The organism is Pseudomonas sp. 13B_3.2_Bac1 (assembly GCF_025466205.1).
GTDB lineage: Bacteria > Pseudomonadota > Gammaproteobacteria > Pseudomonadales > Pseudomonadaceae > Aquipseudomonas > Aquipseudomonas fluorescens_H.
Genome location: NZ_JANLOG010000070.1, coordinates 71,337 through 94,344 on the forward strand (window position 1 = coordinate 71,337; position 23,008 = coordinate 94,344).

General features: G+C 59.6%; 23 protein-coding genes. 7 read left to right on the plus strand and 16 right to left on the minus strand.

Translation table 11 applies throughout. The annotated features are described in order from the left end of the window. The first annotated feature begins 153 nt into the window (after window positions 1–153). Window positions 154–573 (plus strand): GNAT family N-acetyltransferase, encoded by a 420-nt coding sequence (locus NTD85_RS10820; RefSeq protein ID WP_262142129.1) that lies wholly within the window; start codon window positions 154–156, stop codon window positions 571–573. A gap of 128 nt (window positions 574–701) precedes the next feature. On the opposite strand, the gene def is transcribed toward NTD85_RS10820, so the two are convergent. The 3 genes from def to NTD85_RS10835 form a co-directional block, all read right to left on the minus strand. Next, a complete protein-coding gene (gene def, locus NTD85_RS10825; RefSeq protein ID WP_262142130.1) occupies window positions 702–1,241 on the minus strand; it encodes a peptide deformylase in 540 nt (179 codons plus the stop codon). A gap of 2 nt (window positions 1,242–1,243) precedes the next feature. Further along, complete coding sequence (locus tag NTD85_RS10830; RefSeq protein WP_003227406.1) at window positions 1,244–2,194, minus strand: YihY/virulence factor BrkB family protein; 951 nt, start codon at window positions 2,192–2,194, stop codon at window positions 1,244–1,246. A gap of 163 nt (window positions 2,195–2,357) precedes the next feature. After that, the gene (locus NTD85_RS10835) at window positions 2,358–2,549 is read right to left on the minus strand and encodes a CsbD family protein (RefSeq protein ID WP_003227408.1); all 192 of its coding nucleotides are present in this window, start codon (window positions 2,547–2,549) and stop codon (window positions 2,358–2,360) included. A 196-nt stretch (window positions 2,550–2,745) separates the two neighbouring features. Between NTD85_RS10835 and NTD85_RS10840 the strand changes: the two genes are divergently transcribed. Further along, the gene (locus NTD85_RS10840; RefSeq protein WP_003227412.1) at window positions 2,746–3,123 is read left to right on the plus strand and encodes a hypothetical protein; all 378 of its coding nucleotides are present in this window, start codon (window positions 2,746–2,748) and stop codon (window positions 3,121–3,123) included. A 128-nt stretch (window positions 3,124–3,251) separates the two neighbouring features. On the opposite strand, the gene fadD1 is transcribed toward NTD85_RS10840, so the two are convergent. Further along, the gene (gene fadD1, locus NTD85_RS10845) at window positions 3,252–4,949 is read right to left on the minus strand and encodes a long-chain-fatty-acid--CoA ligase FadD1 (RefSeq protein WP_226499555.1); all 1,698 of its coding nucleotides are present in this window, start codon (window positions 4,947–4,949) and stop codon (window positions 3,252–3,254) included. Window positions 4,950–5,311: 362 nt separating this feature from the next. Further along, entirely contained in the window at window positions 5,312–7,000 is a 1,689-nt protein-coding gene (fadD2, locus tag NTD85_RS10850) for a long-chain-fatty-acid--CoA ligase FadD2 (protein ID WP_262142131.1), read from the minus strand. Window positions 7,001–7,241: 241 nt separating this feature from the next. On the opposite strand from fadD2, the gene NTD85_RS10855 reads away from it, so the two are divergent. Beyond that, window positions 7,242–8,186, plus strand: coding sequence for an alpha/beta hydrolase (locus NTD85_RS10855; protein ID WP_262142132.1), 945 nt, complete (start codon window positions 7,242–7,244; stop codon window positions 8,184–8,186). A gap of 43 nt (window positions 8,187–8,229) precedes the next feature. Then, on the plus strand, window positions 8,230–8,700 hold the full coding sequence (locus NTD85_RS10860; protein WP_003227420.1) for a MaoC family dehydratase: 471 nt from the start codon (window positions 8,230–8,232) through the stop codon (window positions 8,698–8,700). A gap of 127 nt (window positions 8,701–8,827) precedes the next feature. Here the strand turns inward: NTD85_RS10860 and NTD85_RS10865 are convergent, their stop codons facing one another. After that, on the minus strand, window positions 8,828–9,295 hold the full coding sequence (locus NTD85_RS10865; protein WP_103522061.1) for a ferritin-like domain-containing protein: 468 nt from the start codon (window positions 9,293–9,295) through the stop codon (window positions 8,828–8,830). A gap of 206 nt (window positions 9,296–9,501) precedes the next feature. Here NTD85_RS10865 and NTD85_RS10870 point away from each other — a divergent pair, with 206 nt between their 5' ends. Continuing rightward, window positions 9,502–9,738: a DUF3820 family protein gene (locus NTD85_RS10870; protein ID WP_003227425.1), complete on the plus strand. Its 237-nt coding sequence runs from the start codon at window positions 9,502–9,504 to the stop codon at window positions 9,736–9,738. A 26-nt stretch (window positions 9,739–9,764) separates the two neighbouring features. Then, window positions 9,765–10,946 carry an aminotransferase class V-fold PLP-dependent enzyme gene (locus NTD85_RS10875; RefSeq protein WP_262142133.1) on the plus strand — a complete coding sequence of 394 codons (1,182 nt, stop codon included), beginning with the start codon at window positions 9,765–9,767 and terminating at the stop codon, window positions 10,944–10,946. A gap of 4 nt (window positions 10,947–10,950) precedes the next feature. On the opposite strand, the gene NTD85_RS10880 is transcribed toward NTD85_RS10875, so the two are convergent. The 4 genes from NTD85_RS10880 to zwf all read right to left on the minus strand — a co-directional run bounded on the left by NTD85_RS10880 (window position 10,951) and on the right by zwf (window position 14,687). Beyond that, entirely contained in the window at window positions 10,951–11,676 is a 726-nt protein-coding gene (locus NTD85_RS10880; RefSeq protein ID WP_262142134.1) for an intradiol ring-cleavage dioxygenase, read from the minus strand. A gap of 161 nt (window positions 11,677–11,837) precedes the next feature. Further along, window positions 11,838–12,503: a bifunctional 4-hydroxy-2-oxoglutarate aldolase/2-dehydro-3-deoxy-phosphogluconate aldolase gene (locus tag NTD85_RS10885; RefSeq protein ID WP_003227433.1), complete on the minus strand. Its 666-nt coding sequence runs from the start codon at window positions 12,501–12,503 to the stop codon at window positions 11,838–11,840. 17 nt (window positions 12,504–12,520) lie between these two features. Beyond that, entirely contained in the window at window positions 12,521–13,234 is a 714-nt protein-coding gene (gene pgl / locus NTD85_RS10890) for a 6-phosphogluconolactonase (protein WP_262142135.1), read from the minus strand. Then, on the minus strand, window positions 13,221–14,687 hold the full coding sequence (gene zwf, locus NTD85_RS10895; RefSeq protein WP_262142136.1) for a glucose-6-phosphate dehydrogenase: 1,467 nt from the start codon (window positions 14,685–14,687) through the stop codon (window positions 13,221–13,223). Before zwf ends, pgl begins: the two co-directional genes overlap by 14 nt. A gap of 226 nt (window positions 14,688–14,913) precedes the next feature. Here zwf and NTD85_RS10900 point away from each other — a divergent pair, with 226 nt between their 5' ends. Then, window positions 14,914–15,774 carry a MurR/RpiR family transcriptional regulator gene (locus tag NTD85_RS10900; protein ID WP_169432688.1) on the plus strand — a complete coding sequence of 287 codons (861 nt, stop codon included), beginning with the start codon at window positions 14,914–14,916 and terminating at the stop codon, window positions 15,772–15,774. Between the two features lie 137 nt (window positions 15,775–15,911). On the opposite strand, the gene NTD85_RS10905 is transcribed toward NTD85_RS10900, so the two are convergent. The 6 genes from NTD85_RS10905 to NTD85_RS10930 all read right to left on the minus strand — a co-directional run bounded on the left by NTD85_RS10905 (window position 15,912) and on the right by NTD85_RS10930 (window position 22,964). After that, window positions 15,912–16,766 (minus strand): D-hexose-6-phosphate mutarotase, encoded by an 855-nt coding sequence (locus NTD85_RS10905; RefSeq protein ID WP_007969321.1) that lies wholly within the window; start codon window positions 16,764–16,766, stop codon window positions 15,912–15,914. 287 nt (window positions 16,767–17,053) lie between these two features. Further along, window positions 17,054–18,403 carry a carbohydrate porin gene (locus NTD85_RS10910; protein WP_262142137.1) on the minus strand — a complete coding sequence of 450 codons (1,350 nt, stop codon included), beginning with the start codon at window positions 18,401–18,403 and terminating at the stop codon, window positions 17,054–17,056. A gap of 196 nt (window positions 18,404–18,599) precedes the next feature. Further along, complete coding sequence (locus NTD85_RS10915) at window positions 18,600–19,760, minus strand: ABC transporter ATP-binding protein (RefSeq protein ID WP_003227447.1); 1,161 nt, start codon at window positions 19,758–19,760, stop codon at window positions 18,600–18,602. A gap of 2 nt (window positions 19,761–19,762) precedes the next feature. Then, the gene (locus tag NTD85_RS10920) at window positions 19,763–20,608 is read right to left on the minus strand and encodes a carbohydrate ABC transporter permease (protein ID WP_003227450.1); all 846 of its coding nucleotides are present in this window, start codon (window positions 20,606–20,608) and stop codon (window positions 19,763–19,765) included. Next, window positions 20,601–21,509, minus strand: coding sequence for a carbohydrate ABC transporter permease (locus NTD85_RS10925; protein ID WP_003227452.1), 909 nt, complete (start codon window positions 21,507–21,509; stop codon window positions 20,601–20,603). The genes NTD85_RS10920 and NTD85_RS10925 overlap by 8 nt, the downstream gene beginning before the upstream one ends. A 153-nt stretch (window positions 21,510–21,662) precedes the next feature. Continuing rightward, the gene (locus NTD85_RS10930) at window positions 21,663–22,964 is read right to left on the minus strand and encodes an ABC transporter substrate-binding protein (protein ID WP_262142138.1); all 1,302 of its coding nucleotides are present in this window, start codon (window positions 22,962–22,964) and stop codon (window positions 21,663–21,665) included. Between the last annotated feature and the right edge of the window lie 44 nt (window positions 22,965–23,008).

Here is a 23,008-nt window from a genome sequence, read left to right on the forward strand (position 1 = left end):
TCTTCACCGGTTTCTTCTTCGCGGCTTTCTTTGAATCCATACCTTTGGACATGATGCGTACTCCACTCACAGGGATGTAGGCTCAGGTATACACCTATCGCGCGGCGCGCGTTCTTTTATAATCGGCGCTTTGCCCGCCGCCAGTCCGATCCCATGCCCGATACCCGCTACGTCCTGCTCGACGAGCCTTTGTGGCCGTTGATGAACAAGTTTTACCGCAGCCACCAATCGTCGATGAAGGCGGTGCGCGATGCGCAGTTGTGGGTGGCCCGTCGCGAGGACATCGTCGCCGCATTGTGCTTGCGGCCGGTGGCGGGCGGGTACTGGTTGACCGGGTTGTTTGTTGATCCGGGTTGCCGTGAGCAAGGGATCGCCGGAGAGTTGATCACGGCGGCGGTGAAGGATTTGCAGGAGCCGGTGTGGCTGTTCTGTCATCCGGACTTGCGCGGATTTTACGAGCGGCGCGGTTTCAGTTTCGATCCCGCCCTGCCCTTCGCACTGGCCGAACGCTTGAGCCGGTATGCGCGGAGCAAGCCGATGATTGCGATGGGGCTGACACCGCATTCAATCTGAGATCACAGATACCCTTGTGGGAGCGGGCTTGCTCGCGAAGGCGTCGTGTCAGTCGCTGCATCAATTGACTGATACGACGCCTTCGCGAGCAAGCCCGCTCCCACATTGGGATAGAGGTGTTCTCAGGATCAGTCGTCGGCTGTGGGATCGAGATCCGGGAACATTACCTCGGTAAAGCCGAACTTGCTGAAATCGGTAATCCGCGACGGATACAACCGACCGATCAGGTGATCGCACTCGTGCTGCACCACCCGCGCATGAAAGCCTGACGCCACGCGCACGATCGGCTCGCCTTTGGGATCAAAGCCTTCGTAGCGTATCTGCTGATAACGATCCACCGCGCCGCGCAGGCCGGGCACCGACAGGCAGCCTTCGAAGCCCTCTTCGGTCAGCGTATTCAACGGGGTGATCAGCGGATTGATCAGGATCGTCTGCGGCACCGCTTCGGCGTCCGGGTAGCGTTCGCTGTGCTCGAAACCGAAGATCACCAGTTGCAGGTCGACGCCGATCTGCGGCGCGGCCAGGCCGACGCCTCCGACACTTTCCATGGTCTGGAACATGTCATCGATCAGTTGCCACAGCTCGGGGCTGTCGAACATTTCCGGGGGCACCGGCGGAGCGATGCGCAGCAGGCGTTCATCGCCCATTTTCAGGATTTCACGGATCATGATCAGACTTCGTCGGTATTCGGTTTCAGCGACTGGTCGCGCCCAAGCCCTGAAACGTGTTGTTTGGGATGTTCATCGAGTTCGCCGGGGACTTTCTCGCCCTCGTTCTTGCCCTCGCTGGACATGTGTTCGATCACCGCGTTCATCTCCGCCCCAAGCAGCAGCACGGCGGCGGAAATATAGAAATACAGCAACAGCACGATGATCGCGCCGATGCTGCCATACATCGCGTTGTAGTTGGCGAAGGTTTTGACGTAGAACGCGAACCCCAACGAGGCCACGATCCACACCACCACCGCCAGCACCGAGCCTGGGGTGATGAAGCGGAATTCCTGTTTGACGTCGGGCATCACGTAGTAGATCAGGGCCACGGCGACCATCATAAGAATCACGATCACTGGCCAGCGGGCAATCGTCCACACCGTGACAATGAAATCTTCAAGGCCCACCTGCGCGGCAATCCAGCCCATCACTTGCGGCCCGAGCACCATCAGTGCGGCCGCCACCAGCAACATGCCGGCAATGCCGACGGTGTAGAACACCGACAGCGGAAAACGCTTCCAGATCGGCCGGCCCTCGACCACGTCGTAAGCGGCGTTCATCGCGCTCATCATCAGCCGCACGCCGGCAGATGCCGTGTACAGGGCGATGACGATACCGATCGAGAGCAAGCCGCCCTTGGACTGCTGCAACTGATCGATGACCGGGTTGACCTGTTCCAGCGCCTGCGGTGGCAGCACCAGTTCCGATTGCAGACGCAGCCAGGTGAAGAAGTCCGGCAGGTGCAGGAAACCGATCAGGGCAATCAGGAACAGAATGAACGGGAACAGCGAGAACAGCATCTGGTAAGCCAGTGCCGAGGCGTAGGTCGACATCTCGTCATCGATGAATTCAGTCACCGTGCGCACCATCACCCGGTGCAGTGGCAGACCTTTCATGTCCGGAAAAATCATTCGCGTCTCCTTTCGCCGCATTACAGGTTGAAGTCGTGGCGACTCAGGGGCGGTTTTTTACATCAAGGTAGCTCACTTGGCGACCCTTGGTGGCTCGCGCAAGCTTTTGACACAAGAACGGCCATCCCTGGATGGCCGCTCGTGTGTTGCGTTCAAGGCTGGATTACGCCTTGTCGACACCTTTTTTGATGGCGTCTTTGGCTTTGCCGACTGCTTGCTGGGCTTCGCCTTTTTTCTCTTGAACCTTGCCTTCGGCTTGCAGCTTGGTGTTGTCGGTGGCTTTACCGACGCCTTGCTTGACGTTGCCGACAGCTTCGTTGGCCATGCCTTTTACTTTATCGCCTGTGCTACTCATGGTGTTTCTCCTTGGTGCAATTAGGGGGAAAAGTCAGTACGTAATGATTGACCGGGCAGGTTTGCCACGAGTTTCATTTATTTTTGCTGTTCATTTCGTCGTGCAATGCAGGTTGGGCTTTATGTTTGCCCTTCAAGCCCCGAGAATGCGCACCTATGGGCGCCGCGCGCCAACGATCAGATCCCGCAGGAATGTTATGAAACTCGATAAAAAGCAGGCCATTGCCCGTCGCAACCAGGAACTGGGCGGCGCTGTGCTCGGCACCAACAACTGTCACTTCGCCGAACTGAACCGCAACCGCAACATCTGGTGGTTCGACCTGCCGGTCTCGCGCCTGGCCGTCGGTCAATACGAGTGGATTCACCTGCTGATGCACACTCCGGCCACCGACGAACTGCTGCACCTGAAAGTGCCGACGGTGTTCCTGCGGGAAAAGCTCGAAGGTCTGGTGATTCGCAACGAAGGCAAGCGCAAGGCCGCGTTGAGCCTGGAATTGAGTGCGGACAAGGATTCGTACCTGCAGGACATGCGTCCGACGGGGACCAACGTGAACTTCGCACCGTTCCGCCAGTAACAACCGCATAAAGCAAAAGATCGCAGCCTTCGGCAGCTCCTACATTGAACTCTGTAGGAGCTGCCGAAGGCTGCGATCTTTTGATCTTTTTCACAAAGAAGAGCCCCGCATCGGCGGGGCTTTTTGCTTTAGGCGGCGGACTTGGCCTTGATCTTCTTCAGCTCTTCGTCACGCAACTCGCGGCGCAGGATCTTGCCGACGTTGGTGGTCGGCAGCGCATCGCGGAATTCCACCGAACGCGGCACCTTGTAACCGGTGACGTTGGCGCGCATGTGCTCCATGACGGTTTCCTTGGTCAGGGTCACACCCGGCTTGGCCACGATGAAAATCTTGATCGCTTCACCCGACTTCTCGTCAGGCACGCCGATGGCCGCGCACTGCAACACGCCCGGCAGGGTTGCCAGCACGTCTTCCAGCTCGTTCGGGTAAACATTGAAACCGGAGACCAGGATCATGTCTTTCTTGCGATCGACAATGCGCATGTAGCCATCGGGCTGGATCAGCGCGATGTCACCGGTCTTCAACCAGCCTTCGCTGTCGAGGATCTCATCGGTGGCTTCCTGACGCTGCCAGTAGCCCTTCATCACTTGCGGGCCCTTGACGCACAGCTCGCCGATTTCGCCCATTGGCTGCTCGACACCGGCATCGTCGATGACTTTGCACAGGGTCGACGGCACCGGAATGCCGATGGTGCCGATCTGGATGTTCTGGATCGGGTTGACCGTGGCCACCGGACTGGTTTCGGTCATGCCGTAACCTTCGCAGATCGAGCAACCGGTCACCGCTTTCCAGCGCTCGGCCGCGGCCAGTTGCAGGGCCATGCCGCCGGACAGGGTGACTTTCAGGTTGGAGAAATCCAGCTTGCGGAAACCTTCGTTGTTGCACAGCGCAACGAACAACGTATTGAGGCCGACAAAACCACTGAACTTCCACTTCGACAGTTCCTTGACCATCGCCGGCAGGTCGCGCGGGTTGCTGATCAGGATGTTGTGGTTGCCGATCAGCATCATCGCCATGCAATGAAAGGTGAACGCATAGATGTGGTACAGCGGCAGCGGGGTGATCAGGATCTCGCAGCCTTCATTGAGGTTGGAGCCCATCAGCGCCTTGCACTGCAGCATGTTGGCGACGAGGTTGCGATGGGTCAGCATCGCGCCCTTGGCCACGCCGGTGGTGCCGCCGGTGTATTGCAGAACCGCGACATCACCGCTGTGCGGATTGGCTTCGGCCACCGGCTGGCCCTGGCCCTTGCTCAGCACGTCGTTGAACTTGACGGCTTTAGGCAGGTGATAGGCCGGCACCATTTTCTTCACGTACTTGATCACGCTGTTGATCAGCAGGCGCTTGACCGGCGGCAGCAGGTCGGCGACTTCGGTGACGATGACGTGTTTGACGCCGGTTTTCGGCACCACGGCTTCCGCCAGGTGCGCCATGTTGGCCAGGCACACCAGGGCTTTGGCGCCGGAGTCATTGAATTGGTGTTCCATTTCCCGCGCGGTGTACAGCGGGTTGGTGTTGACCACGATCAGCCCGGCGCGGATCGCACCGAAGACGGCGACCGGGTACTGCAGAACGTTGGGCAGTTGCACGGCGATTCGATCACCGGGCTGCAAGTCGGTATGCTGTTGCAGATACGCGGCAAATGCACCGGACAATTCGTACAGTTCACCGTAGGTGATTGTCTTGCCCAGGTTGCTGAAAGCCGGTTTGTTGGCGAAGCGTTGGCAGGATTGCTTCAACACTGCCTGAATATTCGGGTACTCGTCTGGATTGATGTCGGCAGCAATTCCAGCCGGGTATTTATCCTTCCAAAAGTCTTCGATCATGGAAGCCCACTCCTCAGCAACGCGAATTCTTCACCGCATTTGATGCGATTATTATTGGTGTGTGTTTTGTATTGGTGAATCTGGCTTTCATACAGGCCGAGAAGTCACAAAGCGCGCCGAGAGTAGCAGCTTTGCCGAGGGCCGACTAGAGCCAAAAGCGGCCTTCATGGTCACTTTAATGACTCAAGACTTTCTAACAGTCATTTTAGAGCAAAAATCCTATACCAGCCTGAAAGCCCCGGTTTTCCGGGACTTCACCGCCCAAAAAGCATCGCGGGCAAGCCCGCTCCCACAAGGTTGATGGAGATCCCTGTGGGAGCGTGGCTTGCCCGCGATCCGCGCAACGCGCGGCCATTCACCGATCAGGCGATATCGCGCAACTCCCGCCGCAGAATCTTGCCAACCGGCGTCATCGGCAACGACTCACGCAGTACGATGTGTTTCGGCACTTTGTAAGCGGTGAAATTCTCTTTGCAGTACGCCTTCAGCTCCTCAAGGCTGATCCCGGTTTCCCGCGCCACCACAAACAGCTTCACCGCTTCGCCCGAACGCTCGTCCGGCACGCCGATCACCGCGCAGTTGGCGACTTTCGGGTGAGCCATGACCACGTCTTCGATTTCGTTGGGGTACACGTTGAAACCGGAGACGATGATCATGTCCTTCTTACGGTCGACGATGCGCACGAAACCGTCCGGGTCGATCACCGCGATGTCACCGGATTTGAACCAGCCCTCGGCATCCAGCACTTCGGCGGTGGCTTCGGGTTTGTGCCAGTAGCCTTTCATGATCTGCGGGCCTTTGATGCACAGCTCGCCGCGCTCGCCCATCGGCTGCTCGATGCCCTCATCATCGATGACTTTCAGCAGCGTACCCGGCACCGGCAGACCGACCGTGCCCAGGCGCGACTGGTCGCCATACGGGTTGGTGCAGGCCACCGGCGAGGTTTCGGTCAGGCCGTAACCTTCGGTGATGCGGCAACCGGTGATCTGCTCCCAGCGCTCGGCGGTGGCCTTGACCAGCGCAGTACCGCCGGAGTTGGTCAGCTTGAGGCTGGAGAAGTCCAGGGGCTTGAAGTCCGGGTGATCCATCAGCGCGACGAACAACGTATTCAGGCCGAGCAACGCCGAGAAACGCCAGTTCTTCAGTTCCTTGATGAAGCCTGCGATGTCTCGCGGATTGGTGATCAGCACGTTGTGGTTGCCGGACACCATCATGCACATGCAATTCGCGGTGAAGGCATAGATGTGGTACAGCGGCAGCGGCGCCACCATCACCTCCTGCCCTTCGCGCAGCAGTGGCTGACCGTCAGGCCCCAGTTGCGCAAGACACGCGCGCACTTGCTGCATGTTGGCCACGAGGTTGCCGTGGGTCAGCATCGCGCCCTTGGCCAGGCCGGTGGTGCCGCCGGTGTATTGCAACACGGCGATGTCGTCGAGACCGACTTTCAGCGGCTTGATCCCCAGACCACGGCCCAGGCGCAGCGCACTCTTGAACGAGATGGCCTGGGGCAGCGAATAGGCCGGGACCATTTTCTTCACTTTGCTGACCACGGTGTTGACCAACCAGCCCTTGGCGGTGGGCATCAGGTCGCCCATCTTCGCTTCGATCAGGTATTGAATCTCGGTGTCCGGCAGCACTTCCTGAACCTTCTGCCCGAACATGTTCAGGTACACCAGCGCGCGGGCACCGGAGTCCTTGAACTGGTGGCGCATCTCGCGCGCGGTGTACAGCGGGTTGGTATTGACTACGATCAGCCCGGCGCGCAAGGCGCCAAACACGGCAATCGGATACTGCAGCACATTGGGCATCTGCACCGCGATGCGATCCCCCGGCACCAGATCGGTGTGGGCTTGCAGGTAACCGGCGAATGCCGCGCTTTGGCGCTCGAGTTCCGCGTAGGTCAGGGTCACGCCCATGTTGCTGAAGGCCGGACGGTCCGCGAACTTCTTGCAGGAACGCTCAAACACCTCGATCACCGACTTGAACTCGCCCATGTCGATGTCCAGTGGTACGCCGGCGGGGCGTTTGTCATTCCAGAAATCAGGTTGCATTGTTCTTGTCCTCTTTACCTGAATCGTTCCGGGAGCCGCTTTTCTGTGGTTTCGCGCTGCCCCCTAAAGGGCAGAAAGCAAAAAGCGGAGCTTCACGGACACTAGCAGCTATGGCCGGTGAGGCAAATATGGGCGATGGCGACATTGATCGTATGAATCTTCCTGCCGTGGCGTGAGCTGATCGGACGCGCTATACAATGCTACGACTGCGGGCCGTTACCGCTCGATAAAAGGAATTGCCATGATCCACCACGCCTTCTGGCTGGACGCGAGTGACCGCAGCCGCCTGTACGTCAACCAGTGGCTGCCATCCGCACCATTGAAAGCGGTGATCCTGCTGGCCCACGGCATGGCCGAACACAGTGCTCGCTACGAGCGACTGGCGAATGCGTTCTGCGAGCAAGGCTACGGGGTATACGCCCCGGACTTGCGTGGCCATGGCAAAACCGCCGAACACGGGACGCTCGGGCATTTCGCCGATGACGACGGCTGGTGCAAGGTGATTGGCGACCTGGCCAGCCTCAATCAGCATATCGGCCAGCAGCATCCCGACGTGCCGATCATTCTGCTCGGACACAGCATGGGCAGCTACATCGCTCAGGGTTACCTGCTGCATCACAGCGCCAGCCTGCACGGGGCGATTCTCAGCGGCTCGAATTTCCAGCCAGTGGCGTTGTACGGTGCGGCGCGGCAGATCGCCCGCTTCGAGAAACTGCGTCAGGGTGGCAAGGGCCGCAGTGCGCTGATCGAGTGGTTGTCATTCGGTTCGTTCAACAAAAAATTCAAACCGGCGCGCACGCCGTTCGACTGGCTGAGCCGCGACCCGGTCGAGGTCGACAAGTACGTCGCCGATCCGCTGTGCGGCTTTCGCTGCACCAATCAGTTATGGATCGACTTGCTCGGTGGCTTGCAGCAGATCAGCAAAGCGTCCAATCTCGCCCAGATCGACCCGGGCCTGCCGCTGCTGGTAATCGGCGGTGAATGTGATCCGGTAAGCGAAGGCAAGCGTCTGACAGATCTGGCCGAGGCGTTGCGCTCGGCCGGCAGCCAGAACCTGCAACTGCAGATCTACCCGCAGGCGCGGCACGAATTGTTCAATGAAACCAATCGCGACGAAGTGATTGCCGATGTGCTGGCCTGGATCGACCAGGCGCTGAGCCATCGTCGCCCTCAACGCAGCGAATAATTTTTTGTGGATTCACTTTAATCCGTCACAGGAATCAAGACCGATGACCCAGGTTACCAACATCCCTTACGAAGCCCTCGAAGTCGGCCAGACCGCCAGCTATAGCAAGACCGTCGAAGAGCGCGACATTCAGCTGTTCGCCGCGATGTCGGGCGACCACAACCCGGTGCACCTGGATGCCGAGTTCGCCGCGGCCAGCATGTTCAAGGAGCGTATCGCCCACGGCATGTTCAGCGGTGCGCTGATCAGCGCTGCCGTGGCGTGCGAACTGCCTGGGCCGGGCACCATCTACATCGGTCAGCAGATGAGCTTTCAGAAGCCAGTGAAAATTGGCGACACCCTGACCGTGCGCCTGGAAATCCTCGAGAAGCTGCCGAAGTTTCGCGTACGCATCGCCACTCGCGTGTTCAACCAGCGTGATGAACTGGTAGTGGATGGCGAGGCCGAAATTCTGGCGCCGCGTAAACAACAGACCGTGACCTTGCCGACGTTGCCGGCGATCAGCATCGGCTGATCATCAGGTACACAAAAACAAAAGTGGGAGCGGGCTTGCTCGCGAAGCGGTTATGTCAGCAACATCATCGTTGCATGACACAGCGCTTTCGCGAGCAAGCCCGCTCCCACAGTTTTTTCAGCGTGGCTTACGAACGAGCGCGAGCCTGGTTACGCAGGGCTTTCACTTGGTCGTGATTGCGTTGTACGCCGTGGTACTGACGCTCAACCAGGTCACGAATACCCACCAGGCTGTGCTTGTTGATTTTCTCGATGGCTTCACGATAAGCCTTCAGCGCATGGTCTTCACCGCGCTCGGCTTCGTTGAGCACCGCTTCTTCGTCTTTGCCGGTGAACATGGCTTTGACGTCGACCCAGCGACGGTGCAGGTCACCGCTGACGCTGGTGGAAGTTTCCGGATCACCGCCCAGTTTACGTACTTCAGCCTGCAGTTCAGCGGCGGCAGTCGCGCAATCGGCAGAACGGGTCACGAACAGGGTTTTCAGTTCTGGATGCTTGATGTCTTCAGCGCAAGTCTTGAACCCTTCCTGACCGTCTTTGCAGGTTTCGATCAGGTCGTTCAGTACAGAGATGGCTTCTTTATTCATGTCAGTCATTTTTCAATTCCTTGCGGTTGGTTGAAGATGCAAGGGTTATTGCAGTGTGCGTGCCAGCTTTTTCAAAAATAAATATCACTTAAAAATCAATAACTTAAAGATAGTTGAACTATCTGTATCACGGTTATTTGCATGAACTGTCATTTGGCCTGCATGCAGAATGCCTGTATTTTCCTGACTGTTTCGAACCCAGATGATTGCCACTGATGAATCCTGAAAAGCTTGAACTACTGATCACCCGTGAAATGCCCTTCGGCAAGTACAAGGGCCGGATCATTGCCGACCTGCCAGGGCCTTACCTGAACTGGTTTGCCCGCGAAGGCTTTCCTCACGGCGAACTCGGCGGACTGCTGGCGCTGATGCAGGAAATCGACCATAACGGCCTGTCGGACCTGCTCGAGCCGCTACGCGCCAAACACGGCAAACCTGCCCCGCGCCACTGAAGCGCCCTCCTCCTAGAGCCTCGACCATGCCTGACAACACCCGCCGCGCCCGTGACGAAGCTTTCTGGCAAACCTTCGCCGATCGCTACGAAGCGCAAACCGGCCCGCTGAACCTGGAGAACGGTTACTTCGGACGCATGTCGCGCACGGTGATCGAGGACTACCAGCGCAACATCGAAATGATCAACACCAGCAACTCGGTGTATGTGCGCCAACGTTTTGAACAGTACGACAGCCTCGACATCCGTGCGCAACTGGCCGAGTTGATCGGCGTGCGCGCGCAGAGCGTGGCCTTCACCCGCAACGCCAGCGATGCGCTGCAGTCGCTGATCCGTAATTACAATCGCCTGCTACCCGGCGATCAGGTGCTGATCAGCGACCTGGAATACGACACCGTCAAAGGCGCCATGCGCTGGCTGGCGCGGCATCGCGGCGTCGATGTGATCGAGATCAACCATGCGCATCCGGCCAGTTTCGACAGTCTGCTGGACAGCTACCGCGAAACCTTCATCCGCTATCCGAAACTCAAACTGATGGCCCTGACCCACGTCACCCACCGCACCGGGCTGGTGATGCCGGTGCAGGCCATCGCCGCGCTGGCGAAACAACATGGCGTGGACATCATCCTCGACGGCGCTCACGCCCTCGGCCAGATCGACTTCAATCTCGAAGCAATGGGCATCGCCTTCGCCGGCTTCAACCTGCACAAGTGGATCGGCGCACCGCTGACCCTGGGCTTTCTGTATATCGCGCCACAGCGTCTGGCCGACATCGACCCGGACATGGGCGAAATGCACTTCCCCATCAGCGATATCCGCGCGCGCACGCCGTACAGCACGCCGAACATTCCGGCACTGATGACCCTGCCGCTGGTATTCGAGGAGCACCGTTCACTCGGTGGCGCCGCAGCCAAAGGCGCACGGCTCAATTACCTGCGCAACCTGTGGGTCAGCGCGGTGCGGCACTTGCCAGGGATCGAGGTCATGACCCCGGACGATCCGCGCCTGTATTGCGGGATCACCTCGATGCGCTTCACCCGTCACGCCGATCAACAGGTGATGGCCGCGCGACTGCTCGACGAGTACAACCTGTTCACTGTGGTGCGCAACGGCGCAGCGAGCGGGCCGAACATCCGCATCACCCCGGGACTGACCACCACCGCCGATGACATGCAGTTGCTGACCCGCGCGCTCAACGAACTGCGCTGATCGCTCACACGGTGTACTTGTCGAAGTCCTCGGGTTTGATCTGCGACGAGGCGGCAAAGGTGTCGATGCCGATGGTCAGGTGGCCGAAGAAACCGTCCTCGTGAGAGTCTCGGCCGATCGGCCACACGGTCAGCGTCGAATCTTCGCCGCCCATGTTGCTGTAGTAGCTGTCATCGGCGTTGTTCAAGGGGGCCGAGGCACGCCCGCGATAGTCCCGGGCATTGAGCACCGAGCGTGACACCACTTCGGGGAAATACAGCTGGCCGACCCAGGCCACGTTGCGCTCCGCCAGATATTCAGTGCCGGCGACAATGCGCACTGCCACATGAATGTGCAGCGCTCGCCCGGCATAGAACCCCGGATAGATCGTGGTGAATCGTGCCCGTCCCTGTTGATCGCAGAACTGGCTGCCGCGCAGGTAGGTGTCATCGTCGGTACGCGGCACTGAGCCGATGGCATCGGAATCGACCTCCTGATCCGGATTGATCCGGCTCCAACCCGAATAGGCGCCCCGTGCATTGCAGTGCCAGATGTCCACCAGCGCCCCGCTCACCGGCTCGCCGGTCATCGCGTCGACGATGCTCAGGCGCAACAGCAAGGGCAGCCCTTCGGCGCCTTCGCTGATGTTGCGACGCAGTAGTTTTGGATTGCGGAAATACGGCCCGGCGATCTGTTCGGGGGCCAACTGATAGATCGATGATGACGGTGCGGTTGAAGTATCTCGTTCCATGACGCGTTCTCTCTTCCATAAGAGAACGCAGATTAACGGCGCACGAGCGCCGCAGTGCGGTAACTATGTATCGCGCCATTTCTCGGGGCAAAAAAAAACGGTGCACCGACCAAGCGCACCGTAAAGCCGTAGAACACACAACGAAGTGTCAGGTAAAACGTTTAGTCCAGCAGCGCCAGGGCCTCGGCGGTGCATTCCTGAATGCGCGCCCAATCGCCGTTCTTGATCCACTCGGGATCGAGCATCCAGCTGCCGCCCACGCACATGACGTTTTTCAGCGCCATGTAACTCTTGATGTTGGCCGGGCCGACGCCACCGGTCGGGCAGAATTTCACTTCGCCGAACGGGCCGCCGAGGGCCTTGATGGCTGCCACGCCGCCGCTGACTTCCGCCGGGAACAGCTTGAAGCGGCGGTAACCCAGGCCATAGCCTTCCATGATGCCGGAGGCGTTGCTGATGCCGGGCAACAGCGGAATCGGGCTGTCGACGCTGGCTTCGAGCAGGTCACGGGTGATGCCCGGGGTGACGATGAACTGCGAACCCGCCGCTTCCGCCGCCGCGAGCATGTTGCGATCCAGTACGGTGCCGGCACCGGTCACCAGCTCCGGACGCTGCTCACGCAGGATCTGAATCGCCTTGAGCCCGAACTGCGAGCGCAGGGTCACTTCCAGCGCGGTGAGGCCACCGGCCGCCAGCGCGTCGGCCAATGGCAGCACGTCCTGTTCACGGGCGATGGTGATCACTGGCAGGATCCGCGCCTTGGCGCAGAGGCTGTCGATCAGGGCAACTTTGTCCGCCATGGAAACGGTCGGGGATGGATTTTTCATAGCGGCTGATCCTTGGCTCATGGGCACCAGTAAATCTCTAACGTAGGTTGCAGAAACGCGCGTACCGGCATGGCCGCGACGTCGTCGGATGCCAGCGCGGCATTCAGGGTGGTCAGTTTCGACTGACCGGAAATCGACAGAATCTTGTGCTTTGCCGAAGCCAGCAGCGCGCGGCTCATGGTCAGGCGTTGACGCGGCACGCTCGGCGCCAGCATCGGCCAGCAGCGACGAGTGCCGTCGATCTGCAAGGCTTCGGTCAGGTTCGGGCTGTCGGGGAACAACGACGCGGTGTGACCGTCATCCCCCATGCCCAGCACCAGCACGTCGATCGGCGGCAATTCCGCGAGCAGACGGTCGGCCTGTTCCGCAGCCTGCTCGACGTTGGCCGCCGCGCTGTAAAGGCTGAGGAACTGCGCCTTGGCCGCCGGGCCCTTGAGCAGATACTGCTTGAGCAGGCCGGCATTGCTGTCGGCATGCTCCACCGGCACCCAGCGCTCGTCGGCAAGGGTCACGACGACCTTCGACCAGTCCAGCTCCTGCTTGGCCAGGTGCTGGAAAAACGCCACCGGACTGCGACCGCCAGAGACCACCAGCACCGCGTTGCCGCGTGCAGCGATGGCATCGCTCAGTTGCTTGGCGACGTTCAGCGCCAGACCTTCAGCCAACAGCACCGGGCTCTTGAATGGGTGAGCGTGCACGCCCGCAGGCAGTTTCACATCAGATATCGCCATACCACGACCTCCCGTCCCGCGTGATCAGTGCAATCGAGCTCATCGGCCCCCACGACCCGGCCGCATACGGCTTGGGCGCGTCACCGGATTTTTTCCAGCCGGCGATCAACTGGTCACACCACTTCCACGCGGCTTCGATTTCATCTTTACGGACAAACAGGTTCTGATTGCCGTTCATCACTTCCAGCAACAACCGCTCGTAGGCATCGGGGATCCGTGCGCTGCGCCAGGTGTCGGAGAAATTCAGTTGCAGCGGACCGCTGCGCAGTTGCATGCCCTTGTCCAGGCCCTGCTCCTTGGTCATCACACGCAAGGAAATGCCTTCGTCCGGTTGCAGACGGATGATCAGTTTGTTGCTGATCTGCAGGCGCTGTTCCGGCGCAAAGATGTAGTGCGACGGTTCCTTGAAGTGGATGACAATCTGCGACAGCTTCTGTGGCATGCGCTTGCCGGTACGCAGGTAGAACGGCACGCCGGCCCAGCGCCAGTTGCGGATGTCGGCACGCAGGGCGACGAAGGTTTCGGTGTCGCTTTGGGTGTTGGAATTCGGTTCTTCGAGGTAACCCGGAACGGATTTGCCTTCGCTGTGGCCGGCGATGTACTGGCCGCGCACCACCTGAGTGGTCAGGCCTTCTGGGCTGATCGGTGCCAGCGCCTTGAGCACTTTGACCTTTTCATCACGGATGCTGTCGGCAGACAGGTCGGCCGGCGGGTCCATGGCGATCAGGCACAGCAGCTGCAACAGGTGATTCTGGATCATGTCGCGCAGTTGGCCGGCCTTGTCGAAATAGCCCCAACGGCCTTCGATGCCGACCTTCTCGGCCACGGTGATTTCCACGTGGGAGATGTAATTCTGGTTCCACTGGGTTTCGAACAGACTGTTGGCGAAACGCAGGGCGATCAGGTTCTGGACGGTCTCTTTGCCCAGGTAGTGGTCGATGCGGTAGGTGCGGTTCTCCGGGAAAAACTGCGCCACGGCGTCGTTCACTTTGCGCGAGGATTCCAGATCGGAGCCGATCGGCTTTTCCAGCACCACACGGGTGTTTTCCGCCAGACCGACTTTCGCCAGGTTCTCGCAGATCGCGCCGTACACCGCTGCCGGTGTGGCGAAGTAGGCAATCATGCGTTGCGTGGTGCCGGCGGCTTCGGCCAGCGCCACATAGTCTTCAGCCTTGAGGAAGTCGACGTGCAGGTAGCTCAGGCGCGCCAGAAAGCGCTCGGCCACGGCCTGGTCCAGCTCTTTGCCGACGTAACGGCGCAATTCGGCGGCGATGAACGCCATGTGCTGCTGCTCGGAGCCAGGTTCACGCGCCAGCGCGATGATGCGCGTGTCTTCGTGCAACAGGTCGGCGCCATCGAGGTGATAAAGGGCAGGAAACAGCTTGCGCAGGGCCAGATCGCCCAGAGCGCCGAACAAGGCAAAGGTGCACGGTTCAACCGTAATCGAAGGCATGATGTTTGTTCTTTTATCAAGTTAAGCTACAAATACCTTTTTTCAAGGCATCACTCAAGGGAAAATGTAGTAATAACCACAACATTTTCGCAAAATACAGATTCCGAGTGGTGGTCGGTCGGAGCCATCAGTAGGATAGGCCACCGTTACGGGCCATATCAAAGGCCCAATTTGCATAGCCCGGCGCACCTTTGCGCAGGTGAATTAGGAATTCCATATGGACCGCGTGCGAAATTTACTGGAACAGATCCAGAGTCGCCTTGAAGAGCTGAACAAGGCCGAACGCAAAGTCGCCGAGGTGATCCTGCTCAACCCGCAGCAGGCCACCCGCTTCAGCATCGCCGCCCTCGCCCAGGCAGCAAAGGTGAGCGAGCCGACGGTCAACCGTTTCTGCCGTTCGTTCGGTGTCAGCGGCTACCCCGAACTCAAGCTGCAACTGGCGCAGAGCCTGGCCAGCGGCGCGGCGTATGTCAGCCGTGCGGTGGAGGCCGATGACAATCCCGAGGCCTACACGCAGAAGATTTTCGGCAGCGCCATCGCCTCGCTCGACAGTGCTTGTCAGGCGCTCGATCCGAACCTGATCAGCCGCGCCGTCGACCTGTTGATTCAGGCCCGGCAGATCCACTTCTTCGGCCTCGGTGCTTCGGCGCCGGTGGCGCTGGATGCGCAGCACAAGTTCTTCCGTTTCAACCTCGCCGTCACCGCCCATGCGGATGTGCTGATGCAGCGGATGATTGCTTCGGTGGCGCACACCGGTGAGCTGTTCGTGATCATTTCCTACACCGGCCGCACCCGCGAGCTGGTTGAGGTGGCGCGCATCGCCCGGGAGAACGGTGCTTCGGTGCTGGGCCTGACCGCCGAGAATTCGCCGCTGGCCAAGGCCAGTACCCTGAGTCTGAACATTCCGCTGCCGGAAGACACCGACATCTATATGCCGATGACCTCGCGGATCATTCAGCTGACCGTGCTGGATGTGCTGGCGACCGGCATGACCTTGCGCCGTGGGGTGGATTTCCAGCCGCATCTGCGCAAGATCAAAGAGAGCTTAAATGCGAGCCGGTATCCGGTGGGTGACGAGTTCAACTGATCCAGAATTTAGGCTGATTGATCCGGCCTCTTCGCGAGCAAGCCCGCTCCCACAGGTGATCGGGTTCCTTCAATTGGAATGCCATCTACTGTGGGAGCGGGCTTGCTCGCGAAGGCGTCAGCCGACTCACCACAAATCTAGGCCGCAGCCCACGCCTGCAAACTCAAATGCGCCTTCTCCCCCGGCGCCAGATGCAGGCTGTCGGTGCCCCCCGCCGCCGCTTCGACACAGACAAACTCCGTCACTTCATCCCAACTCACGCCCAACAGCGGTCGCGAGCCGGGATGCCAGACCACGGTGTCACCGCTGTCACCGGTATCGATGCACAACTCGCGCTGCCAGGCGTGATCCTTGAGCTGCAATTCGCCGTCGTGCTGGAACACCCGCTGACAACCACCATCGACGCGCAACTCGCCTTCCTGCTGGCAGGACTGGCGGCTCAACTGGTCGTAACCTTGCGCGCCTTCGAGGCCAGACAGCGCTATCTCACCAACATCACCAATACGCCAGTAAGCGTGCAAAGCCTGGCTCAACTGGCACGGCATGTCGTCCTGATGCTCGGTGCTCAGGCGTAATTCCATGCGTTCACCGAGGTGCGCGTGCAGGTCGACCTGCCAGTCGCACAACTGCAATTGCCAGTGCAGGCGCACGCCATCTTCGGCGCTGCTGCTGTCGAGCAGCTTCCAGTCGAGCAGTCGTGCCCAGCCATGCGATGGCCAGGCATTTTCGCTTGGATGGCGGCCATACCACGGCCAGCACACCGGCACGCCGCCACGAATGGCGCCAACGTGCGGCCACTTCGCCGCACACCACAACCACGGTTTCTGCCCGCGTGGCTGAAAGTGCAGCAACTGCGCGCCCTGCCGACTGAACACCGCCTGACACAGCGGATGGTCGATCACCAGCACATCGCGCATCTGATAGCGCTCCCAGGCAAACACCGGTCGTTCGCGCAGGGATTTGAAGAAGCGTTGCAGCGGATGCTCATGCATTGGCCACGGTCCTGAAAATCATGGGGGTACTCAACAATCCACATTGCTCTTGTGGCGAGGGAGCTTGCTCCCGCTGGGCTGCGAAGCGGCCCCGAAACCTTTCACTGCGGTGTGTCATTTAAACCTCATCATCAGGATTTACGACTGCTGCGCAGCCGAGCGGGAGCAAGCTCCCTCGCCACAAATGGGTACGCCACAAACCTTGTATACGAGTGTCGCAAAAAAAAGCGGACAGCCTTGGCTGTCCGCAAATATGCGCACATAGAGAGGAGCTTATCGCAGACGCGTTAGAACACCGACTGAATTTTCAGGCCAGCGACCAATGCGTTGTCCACGGCATCAACACCACCCGGGTGAGTGATGTATTGCAGGTTAGGACGCACCGTCAGCCAGTTGGTGACGTGGAAGCCGTAGTTGATCTCGTAGTTGTATTCGGTATCACGAATCGGCGAGAACACCGGATTGTCGTAGTCCGAAACACCGTTGGAAGCGTTCAGCAGTTCGGCGTTTTTCTTCACGTCGTCGTTGACGTGGATACGCGCCGCGCCGATGCCGACGTCATCCTTCGGACGCGCGTCGAACGGGCCTTTGTAGACAAACATCACCGACTGGTAGTTGTCGATGAAGTTGGTGTCCTTGTCGTGGAAGGTCGCGTTGGCCGCAATGTTCAGACCGCGAGACGCATCACCGTTATGGCTGGTGAGTTGCTGTTGCGCGACGAACCAGTAGCCGTGTTTGCTGCTGTGTACACGGTAAGCGTCACCGGTGGTTGCCGCGTCGTTGCCGTTGGCGTCTTTGAGTACGTCGTTGGCGTCAGCCGTGCTCTTGTAGTAACCGATACGGTATTCGCCCGGCAGGCTGTTGACCTTCGGCGACCAGACCAGCTCGACGGGCAATACGGTACCGGCAGTACCGCTGCCGCTGAGCTTGAAGCCGTTGCCGTGTTCCAGTTGCGACGGGTTCTGGTTGTACGCACCGATCTGCGCGTAGAGCTCGTCGTTGATGTTGTACTTCACGCGGATCGCGGCCTGGCTGACGGGCCAGTTGTACCAGATGTTGGTCGCCCAGTTACCCACTTGCGAGCCGCAGAACGCCAGGTTCTGGAAGTCGCACGGGAAGGTATTGAAGTCTTCGCCTTCACCGAAGTAACCGGCCTTGACGTCGAGTTTGTTGTCGAAGAACTGGTGCTGAATCCACAACTGGGTCAGACGCACCATGTGGCCACGACCGTAGACTTCCTGCGAAGACGACAGAGTGCCGGCACGCGGATCGCCCACGCGATCGTTGGAGATGTTGTAGCCGTTACGGTTGGTCAGCTGGATCTTCGCCTGGGTGTTATCCCAGCCCCAGAGTTTTTGCAGATCCAGTGCCACGCCCAGACCGAACTGGTCAGCGTAACGCGCAGTCTTGTCGTCGTTGTAGCCGCCATGCAGGTTGCCACCGACTTCCCCAACGTAGTCAGCCTTGATGTCGATACCTTGCTCGATCAGCTTGGTCCGCTCGCCACCCCAGTCGCCGGTCATCCATTTCGAATCGGAGCTGAATGCATCGGCAGCCATTGCATTGCCGGCCAGCACCAATGCCGCCGCAGCTGACACTTGGCAGATCAACCGGGCATTGACGTGTTTCTTTTTCATCCCTACATCCTCGTCTTTATTGTTATTAACTGTTTTTTTCCAACGTGGTTTACATAAAAAGTGCGGCGAACGACAGGCCGAACACCACTTTTCCCCTGTGGGAGCGGGCTTGCTCGCGAAGGCGTCATGTCAGTCGCCATATGTGCTGCCTGACACTCCGTTTTCGCGAGCAAGCCCGCTCCCACATTTTTGATCTTCAGCGACCCTTGAATTGCGCCACGTTCGCCGACCGCGCTTCGGTCTGCGCCTGACCCGCAACGCCCAGACGCTCGCCAGTCTTGGCATCGAACAACAACACTTTCGACGGATCGAATTGCAGTGTCAGAGTCTCGCCCACCTGCGGTGCCACGTCGGGTGCCAGGCGGCAGCAGACCTTGGTTTCATTCAGGTTGACGAACACCAGGGTGTCCGGACCGGTCGGTTCGGTGACCTGCACTTCGGCCTTGATGCTCGGCAGGCCATTGCCCTCGCCGCTCGCCAGAACGATCTGTTCCGGGCGCAGGCCGAGGATCACTTCGCGATCTTCCAGCCCTGCATCCTGCATGCTCATCGGCAACTCGCAACGGGCCTGGCCGCTGTCGAGCAGTGCCAGCAGACGACCGTCCTTGCGCTGCAGGCGCAGCGGAATGAAGTTCATCGGTGGCGAACCGATGAAGCTCGCCACGAACAGGTTGGCCGGGTCGTTGTAGATCTCTTTCGGCGTGCCGAACTGCTGGATGATCCCGTCCTTCATCACCGCCACTTTGTCGCCCAGGGTCATCGCTTCGATCTGGTCGTGGGTCACGTAGACCGTGGTGGTTTTCAGGCGCTGGTGCATCAGTTTCATTTCGGTGCGCATCTCGACGCGCAGCTTGGCGTCGAGGTTGGACAGCGGTTCATCGAACAGATAGATCTTCGGCCGACGCGCCAACGCACGGCCCATCGCCACGCGCTGTTGCTGACCACCGGAGAGCTGGCCCGGCTTGCGGTTGAGCAGGTGCTCGATCTGCAGCAGCTTGGCCACGCGTGCGACTTCTTCGTCGATTGCCGACTGCGGCATCTTGCGGATCTTCAGACCGAACTCGATGTTCTCGCGCACGCTCATGGTCGGGTACAGCGCGTAGGACTGGAACACCATGGCGATGTCGCGATCCTTCGGGCTCATGCCGCTGACGTCCTGGTCGCCGATCATGATCGCGCCGCCGGTGATGGTCTCGAGGCCGGCGATGCAGTTCATCAGGGTCGACTTGCCGCAGCCCGACGGGCCGACGAGGATCAGGAACTCACCGTCCTTGATCGACAGTTCGATGTTCTTCAGGGTGTCCGGCAGGCCGGCACCGTAGGTCTTGTTGACGTTGCGAAGTTCGAGCGTTGCCATGATTACCCCTTGACTGCGCCGGCCGTCAGCCCGCGCACGAAATACTTGCCTGCGACCACATAGACCAGCAGGGTCGGCAGGCCGGCGATCATCGCCGCTGCCATATCCACGTTGTATTCCTTGGCCCCGGTGCTGGTGTTGACCAGGTTGTTCAGCGCCACCGTGATCGGTTGCGAATCACCGCTGGAGAACACCACACCGAACAGGAAGTCGTTCCAGATCTGGGTGAACTGCCAGATCAGGCAGACCATGATGATCGGGGTCGACATCGGCAGAATGATCCGCCGGAAAATCGTGAAGAAACCCGCGCCATCCAGACGCGCAGCCTTGACTAGCGCATCGGGAATACTCACGTAGTAGTTACGGAAGAACAGCGTAGTAAACGCCAGACCATAGACTATGTGGACGAACACCAGCCCCGTCGTGGTGCTGGCCAGGCCCATCTTGCCGAGGGTGAACGACGCTGGCAGCAGCACGGTCTGGAACGGCAGGAAGCAGCCGAACAGCAGCAGACCGAAGAACAGCTGCGAACCACGGAAGCGCCACATCGACAACACGTAACCGTTCAGCGCGCCGATGGCGGTGGAGATGACCACGGCCGGCACGGTGATCTTGATCGAGTTCCAGAAGTAACCGTCAACCGTGGCCCAGGCCTTGACCCAGCCGATGCCGCTGACCACGGTCGGCCAGCTCAGCAGGTTGCCGGTGCTGATGTCTTCCGGGGTCTTGAAGCTGGTCAGCAGCATCACCACCAGCGGAATCAGGTACAGCAGGACCGCGAGGATCAGCACCGCGTAGATCGCGACGCGACTCAGGCTGAAAGCGGGTTTGGCAGCGAGACTAGTCATGACGCTTGGTCCTCAGCTCGGAGTACAGGTAAGGCACGATGATCGCGAGAATCGCACCGAGCATCAGAATCGCACTGGCCGAGCCCATGCCCATCTGGCCGCGACTGAAGGTGAAGGAATACATGAACATCGCCGGCAGGTCGGAGGAATAACCCGGGCCACCGGCCGTCATCGCCGCGACCAGGTCGAAGCTCTTGATCGCGATATGGGCGAGGATCATCACCGCACTGAAGAACACCGGACGCAGGCTTGGCAGCACGACTTTCCAGTAGATGGTCGGCATGCTCGCGCCATCGATCTGCGCGGCACGGATGATCGACTGATCAACGCCACGCAGGCCGGCGAGGAACATTGCCATGATGAAGCCCGAGGCTTGCCACACGGCGGCAATCACCAGGCAGTACACCACGCGATCCGGGTCGATCAGCCAGTCCAGACGGAAGCCTTCCCAGCCCCAGTCACGCAACAATTTGTCCAGGCCCATGCCCGGGTTGAGCAGCCATTTCCACGCGGTACCGGTGACGATCATCGAGAGCGCCATCGGGTACAGGTAAATGGTGCGGATAAAGCCTTCGCGACGGATGCGCTGGTCGAGGAACACCGCCAACAGCACGCCGATCACCAGGGTGATGCCAATGAACATGCCACCGAACACCGCGAGGTTCTTGCTCGCGACCCACCAGCGATCGTTGTCGAACAGCCGGGCGTATTGCGCCAGCCCGGCCCACTTGTAGTTGGGCAGAAACGTCGAGGTGGTGAACGACAGCACGAACGTCCACAGGATGTAGCCATAGAAGCCCACCAGCACGATGAACATGCTCGGCGCCAGCACCAGTTTCGGTAGCCAGCGCTGCAGTGCATCGAACGGCGAGGCCTTGCTGAACACAGCAACAGAACTCATGGGGAAATCCAGTACGAGGGTAGAAAATTCACACGCTTTCCCCTTGTGGGAGCGAGCTTGCTCGCGAAGGCGTCCTGTCAGTTGATATTGCGATTGCCTGACACTCCGCTTTCGCGAGCAAGCTCGCTCCCACAGGGGCTGCGGTGCTGATGCTTATTTGGCCGACTGAACCGCCGCGCCCAGCTTCTTGGCCGCATCGGCCGGATCGGCTTTCGGGTCGTTGATGTAGTTGGTCACCACATCAAAGAACGCGCCCTGCACCGCCAGCGTGGTCGCCATGTTGTGCGCCATGCTCGGCTGCAGGCCGCCCGTCTTGGCGTCTGCCAGGAAGTCCTTGGCAGCGGTCTGCGCGCAGGAGTCGAAACCGAGTTTGTCCATGTTGTTCAACATGTCGTTACGCACCGGGATCGAGCCTTTGTTGATGCTGAAGACTTTCTGGAAGTTTTCACCCAGCACCACTTTGGCGATGTCCTGCTGACCGGCCGCAGTGCCTTTGTCTTTCTGCTTGAACACCGCCAGGGAGTCGATGTTGTAGGTGAACGCCTTGTCGGTACCCGGGAAGGCTACGCACTCGTAATCCTTGCCGGCGACTTTCTTGGCGGCAGTCCACTCGGACTTGGCCCAGTCACCCATGATCTGCATGCCGGCCTTGCCGTTGATGACTTTGGCCGCTTCCAGGTTCCAGTCCTGGCCTTTGCCGTCCTGGTCCATGTAGGTCGCGACTTTCTTCAGCTCGGTCAGCGCCTTGACCATCTCGGGGCCTGTCAGCGCTTTGTTGTCCAGATCGACCAGGGCTTTCTTGTAACCATCAACGCCCATGACCGAGAGCACCACGGCTTCGAACACGGTGCTGTCCTGCCAAGGCTGACCGCCGTGGGCGAGCGGGATGAAGCCCGCAGCCTTGAGCTTGTCGCCAGCGGCGTAGAATTCTTCGAGGGTGGTCGGGTTCTTGGTGATGCCGGCTTTCTTGAAGACTTCCGGGTTGATCCACAGCCAGTTCACCCGGTGAATGTTCACCGGTACGGCCACGTAATCACCGTCGTACTTCACGGTATCGGAGACTTTCTTGTCGAGCAGGCTGTCCCACTTCTCTTCTTTGGCCACGTCTTTCAGGACGTCGGTGTCGAGCAGACCGGTGGAGGCCCATTCCTGAATGTCCGGGCCTTTGATCTGGGCGACGCCCGGCGGGTTGCCGGCAACCGCACGACTTTTCAGTACGGTCATGGCCGTGGCACCGCCACCGCCGGCGACAGCGCCGTCTTTCCAGGTAAAGCCGTCTTTTTCGACTTGGGCCTTGAGCACATCGACAGCGGCTTTTTCGCCACCGGACGTCCACCAGTGCACGACTTCGACCGAACCTTTGGATTCGGCAGCGGACACACTGAGGGGCAGAATTGCGAGCGGGAACAGGGAGGCGACAGAAATGACAGTAGCGAGGCGAGAAATCGCATTCATCTGAGATGTACCTTTCTTGTTGTTATGCATGCAAGTCTGGTGCT

Bases quoted from the DNA above. Each gene is read 5' to 3' on its own strand.
- NTD85_RS10820 (WP_262142129.1), top strand. From the start codon at position 154: ATGCCCGATACCCGCTACGTCCTGCTCGACGAGCCTTTGTGGCCGTTG.
- def (WP_262142130.1), bottom strand. From the start codon at position 1,241: ATGATCCGTGAAATCCTGAAAATGGGCGATGAACGCCTGCTGCGCATC.
- NTD85_RS10830 (WP_003227406.1), bottom strand. From the start codon at position 2,194: ATGATTTTTCCGGACATGAAAGGTCTGCCACTGCACCGGGTGATGGTG.
- NTD85_RS10835 (WP_003227408.1), bottom strand. From the start codon at position 2,549: ATGAGTAGCACAGGCGATAAAGTAAAAGGCATGGCCAACGAAGCTGTC.
- NTD85_RS10840 (WP_003227412.1), top strand. From the start codon at position 2,746: ATGAAACTCGATAAAAAGCAGGCCATTGCCCGTCGCAACCAGGAACTG.
- fadD1 (WP_226499555.1), bottom strand. From the start codon at position 4,949: ATGATCGAAGACTTTTGGAAGGATAAATACCCGGCTGGAATTGCTGCC.
- fadD2 (WP_262142131.1), bottom strand. From the start codon at position 7,000: ATGCAACCTGATTTCTGGAATGACAAACGCCCCGCCGGCGTACCACTG.
- NTD85_RS10855 (WP_262142132.1), top strand. From the start codon at position 7,242: ATGATCCACCACGCCTTCTGGCTGGACGCGAGTGACCGCAGCCGCCTG.
- NTD85_RS10860 (WP_003227420.1), top strand. From the start codon at position 8,230: ATGACCCAGGTTACCAACATCCCTTACGAAGCCCTCGAAGTCGGCCAG.
- NTD85_RS10865 (WP_103522061.1), bottom strand. From the start codon at position 9,295: ATGACTGACATGAATAAAGAAGCCATCTCTGTACTGAACGACCTGATC.
- NTD85_RS10870 (WP_003227425.1), top strand. From the start codon at position 9,502: ATGAATCCTGAAAAGCTTGAACTACTGATCACCCGTGAAATGCCCTTC.
- NTD85_RS10875 (WP_262142133.1), top strand. From the start codon at position 9,765: ATGCCTGACAACACCCGCCGCGCCCGTGACGAAGCTTTCTGGCAAACC.
- NTD85_RS10880 (WP_262142134.1), bottom strand. From the start codon at position 11,676: ATGGAACGAGATACTTCAACCGCACCGTCATCATCGATCTATCAGTTG.
- NTD85_RS10885 (WP_003227433.1), bottom strand. From the start codon at position 12,503: ATGAAAAATCCATCCCCGACCGTTTCCATGGCGGACAAAGTTGCCCTG.
- pgl (WP_262142135.1), bottom strand. From the start codon at position 13,234: ATGGCGATATCTGATGTGAAACTGCCTGCGGGCGTGCACGCTCACCCA.
- zwf (WP_262142136.1), bottom strand. From the start codon at position 14,687: ATGCCTTCGATTACGGTTGAACCGTGCACCTTTGCCTTGTTCGGCGCT.
- NTD85_RS10905 (WP_007969321.1), bottom strand. From the start codon at position 16,766: ATGCATGAGCATCCGCTGCAACGCTTCTTCAAATCCCTGCGCGAACGA.
- NTD85_RS10910 (WP_262142137.1), bottom strand. From the start codon at position 18,403: ATGAAAAAGAAACACGTCAATGCCCGGTTGATCTGCCAAGTGTCAGCT.
- NTD85_RS10915 (WP_003227447.1), bottom strand. From the start codon at position 19,760: ATGGCAACGCTCGAACTTCGCAACGTCAACAAGACCTACGGTGCCGGC.
- NTD85_RS10920 (WP_003227450.1), bottom strand. From the start codon at position 20,608: ATGACTAGTCTCGCTGCCAAACCCGCTTTCAGCCTGAGTCGCGTCGCG.
- NTD85_RS10925 (WP_003227452.1), bottom strand. From the start codon at position 21,509: ATGAGTTCTGTTGCTGTGTTCAGCAAGGCCTCGCCGTTCGATGCACTG.
- NTD85_RS10930 (WP_262142138.1), bottom strand. From the start codon at position 22,964: ATGAATGCGATTTCTCGCCTCGCTACTGTCATTTCTGTCGCCTCCCTG.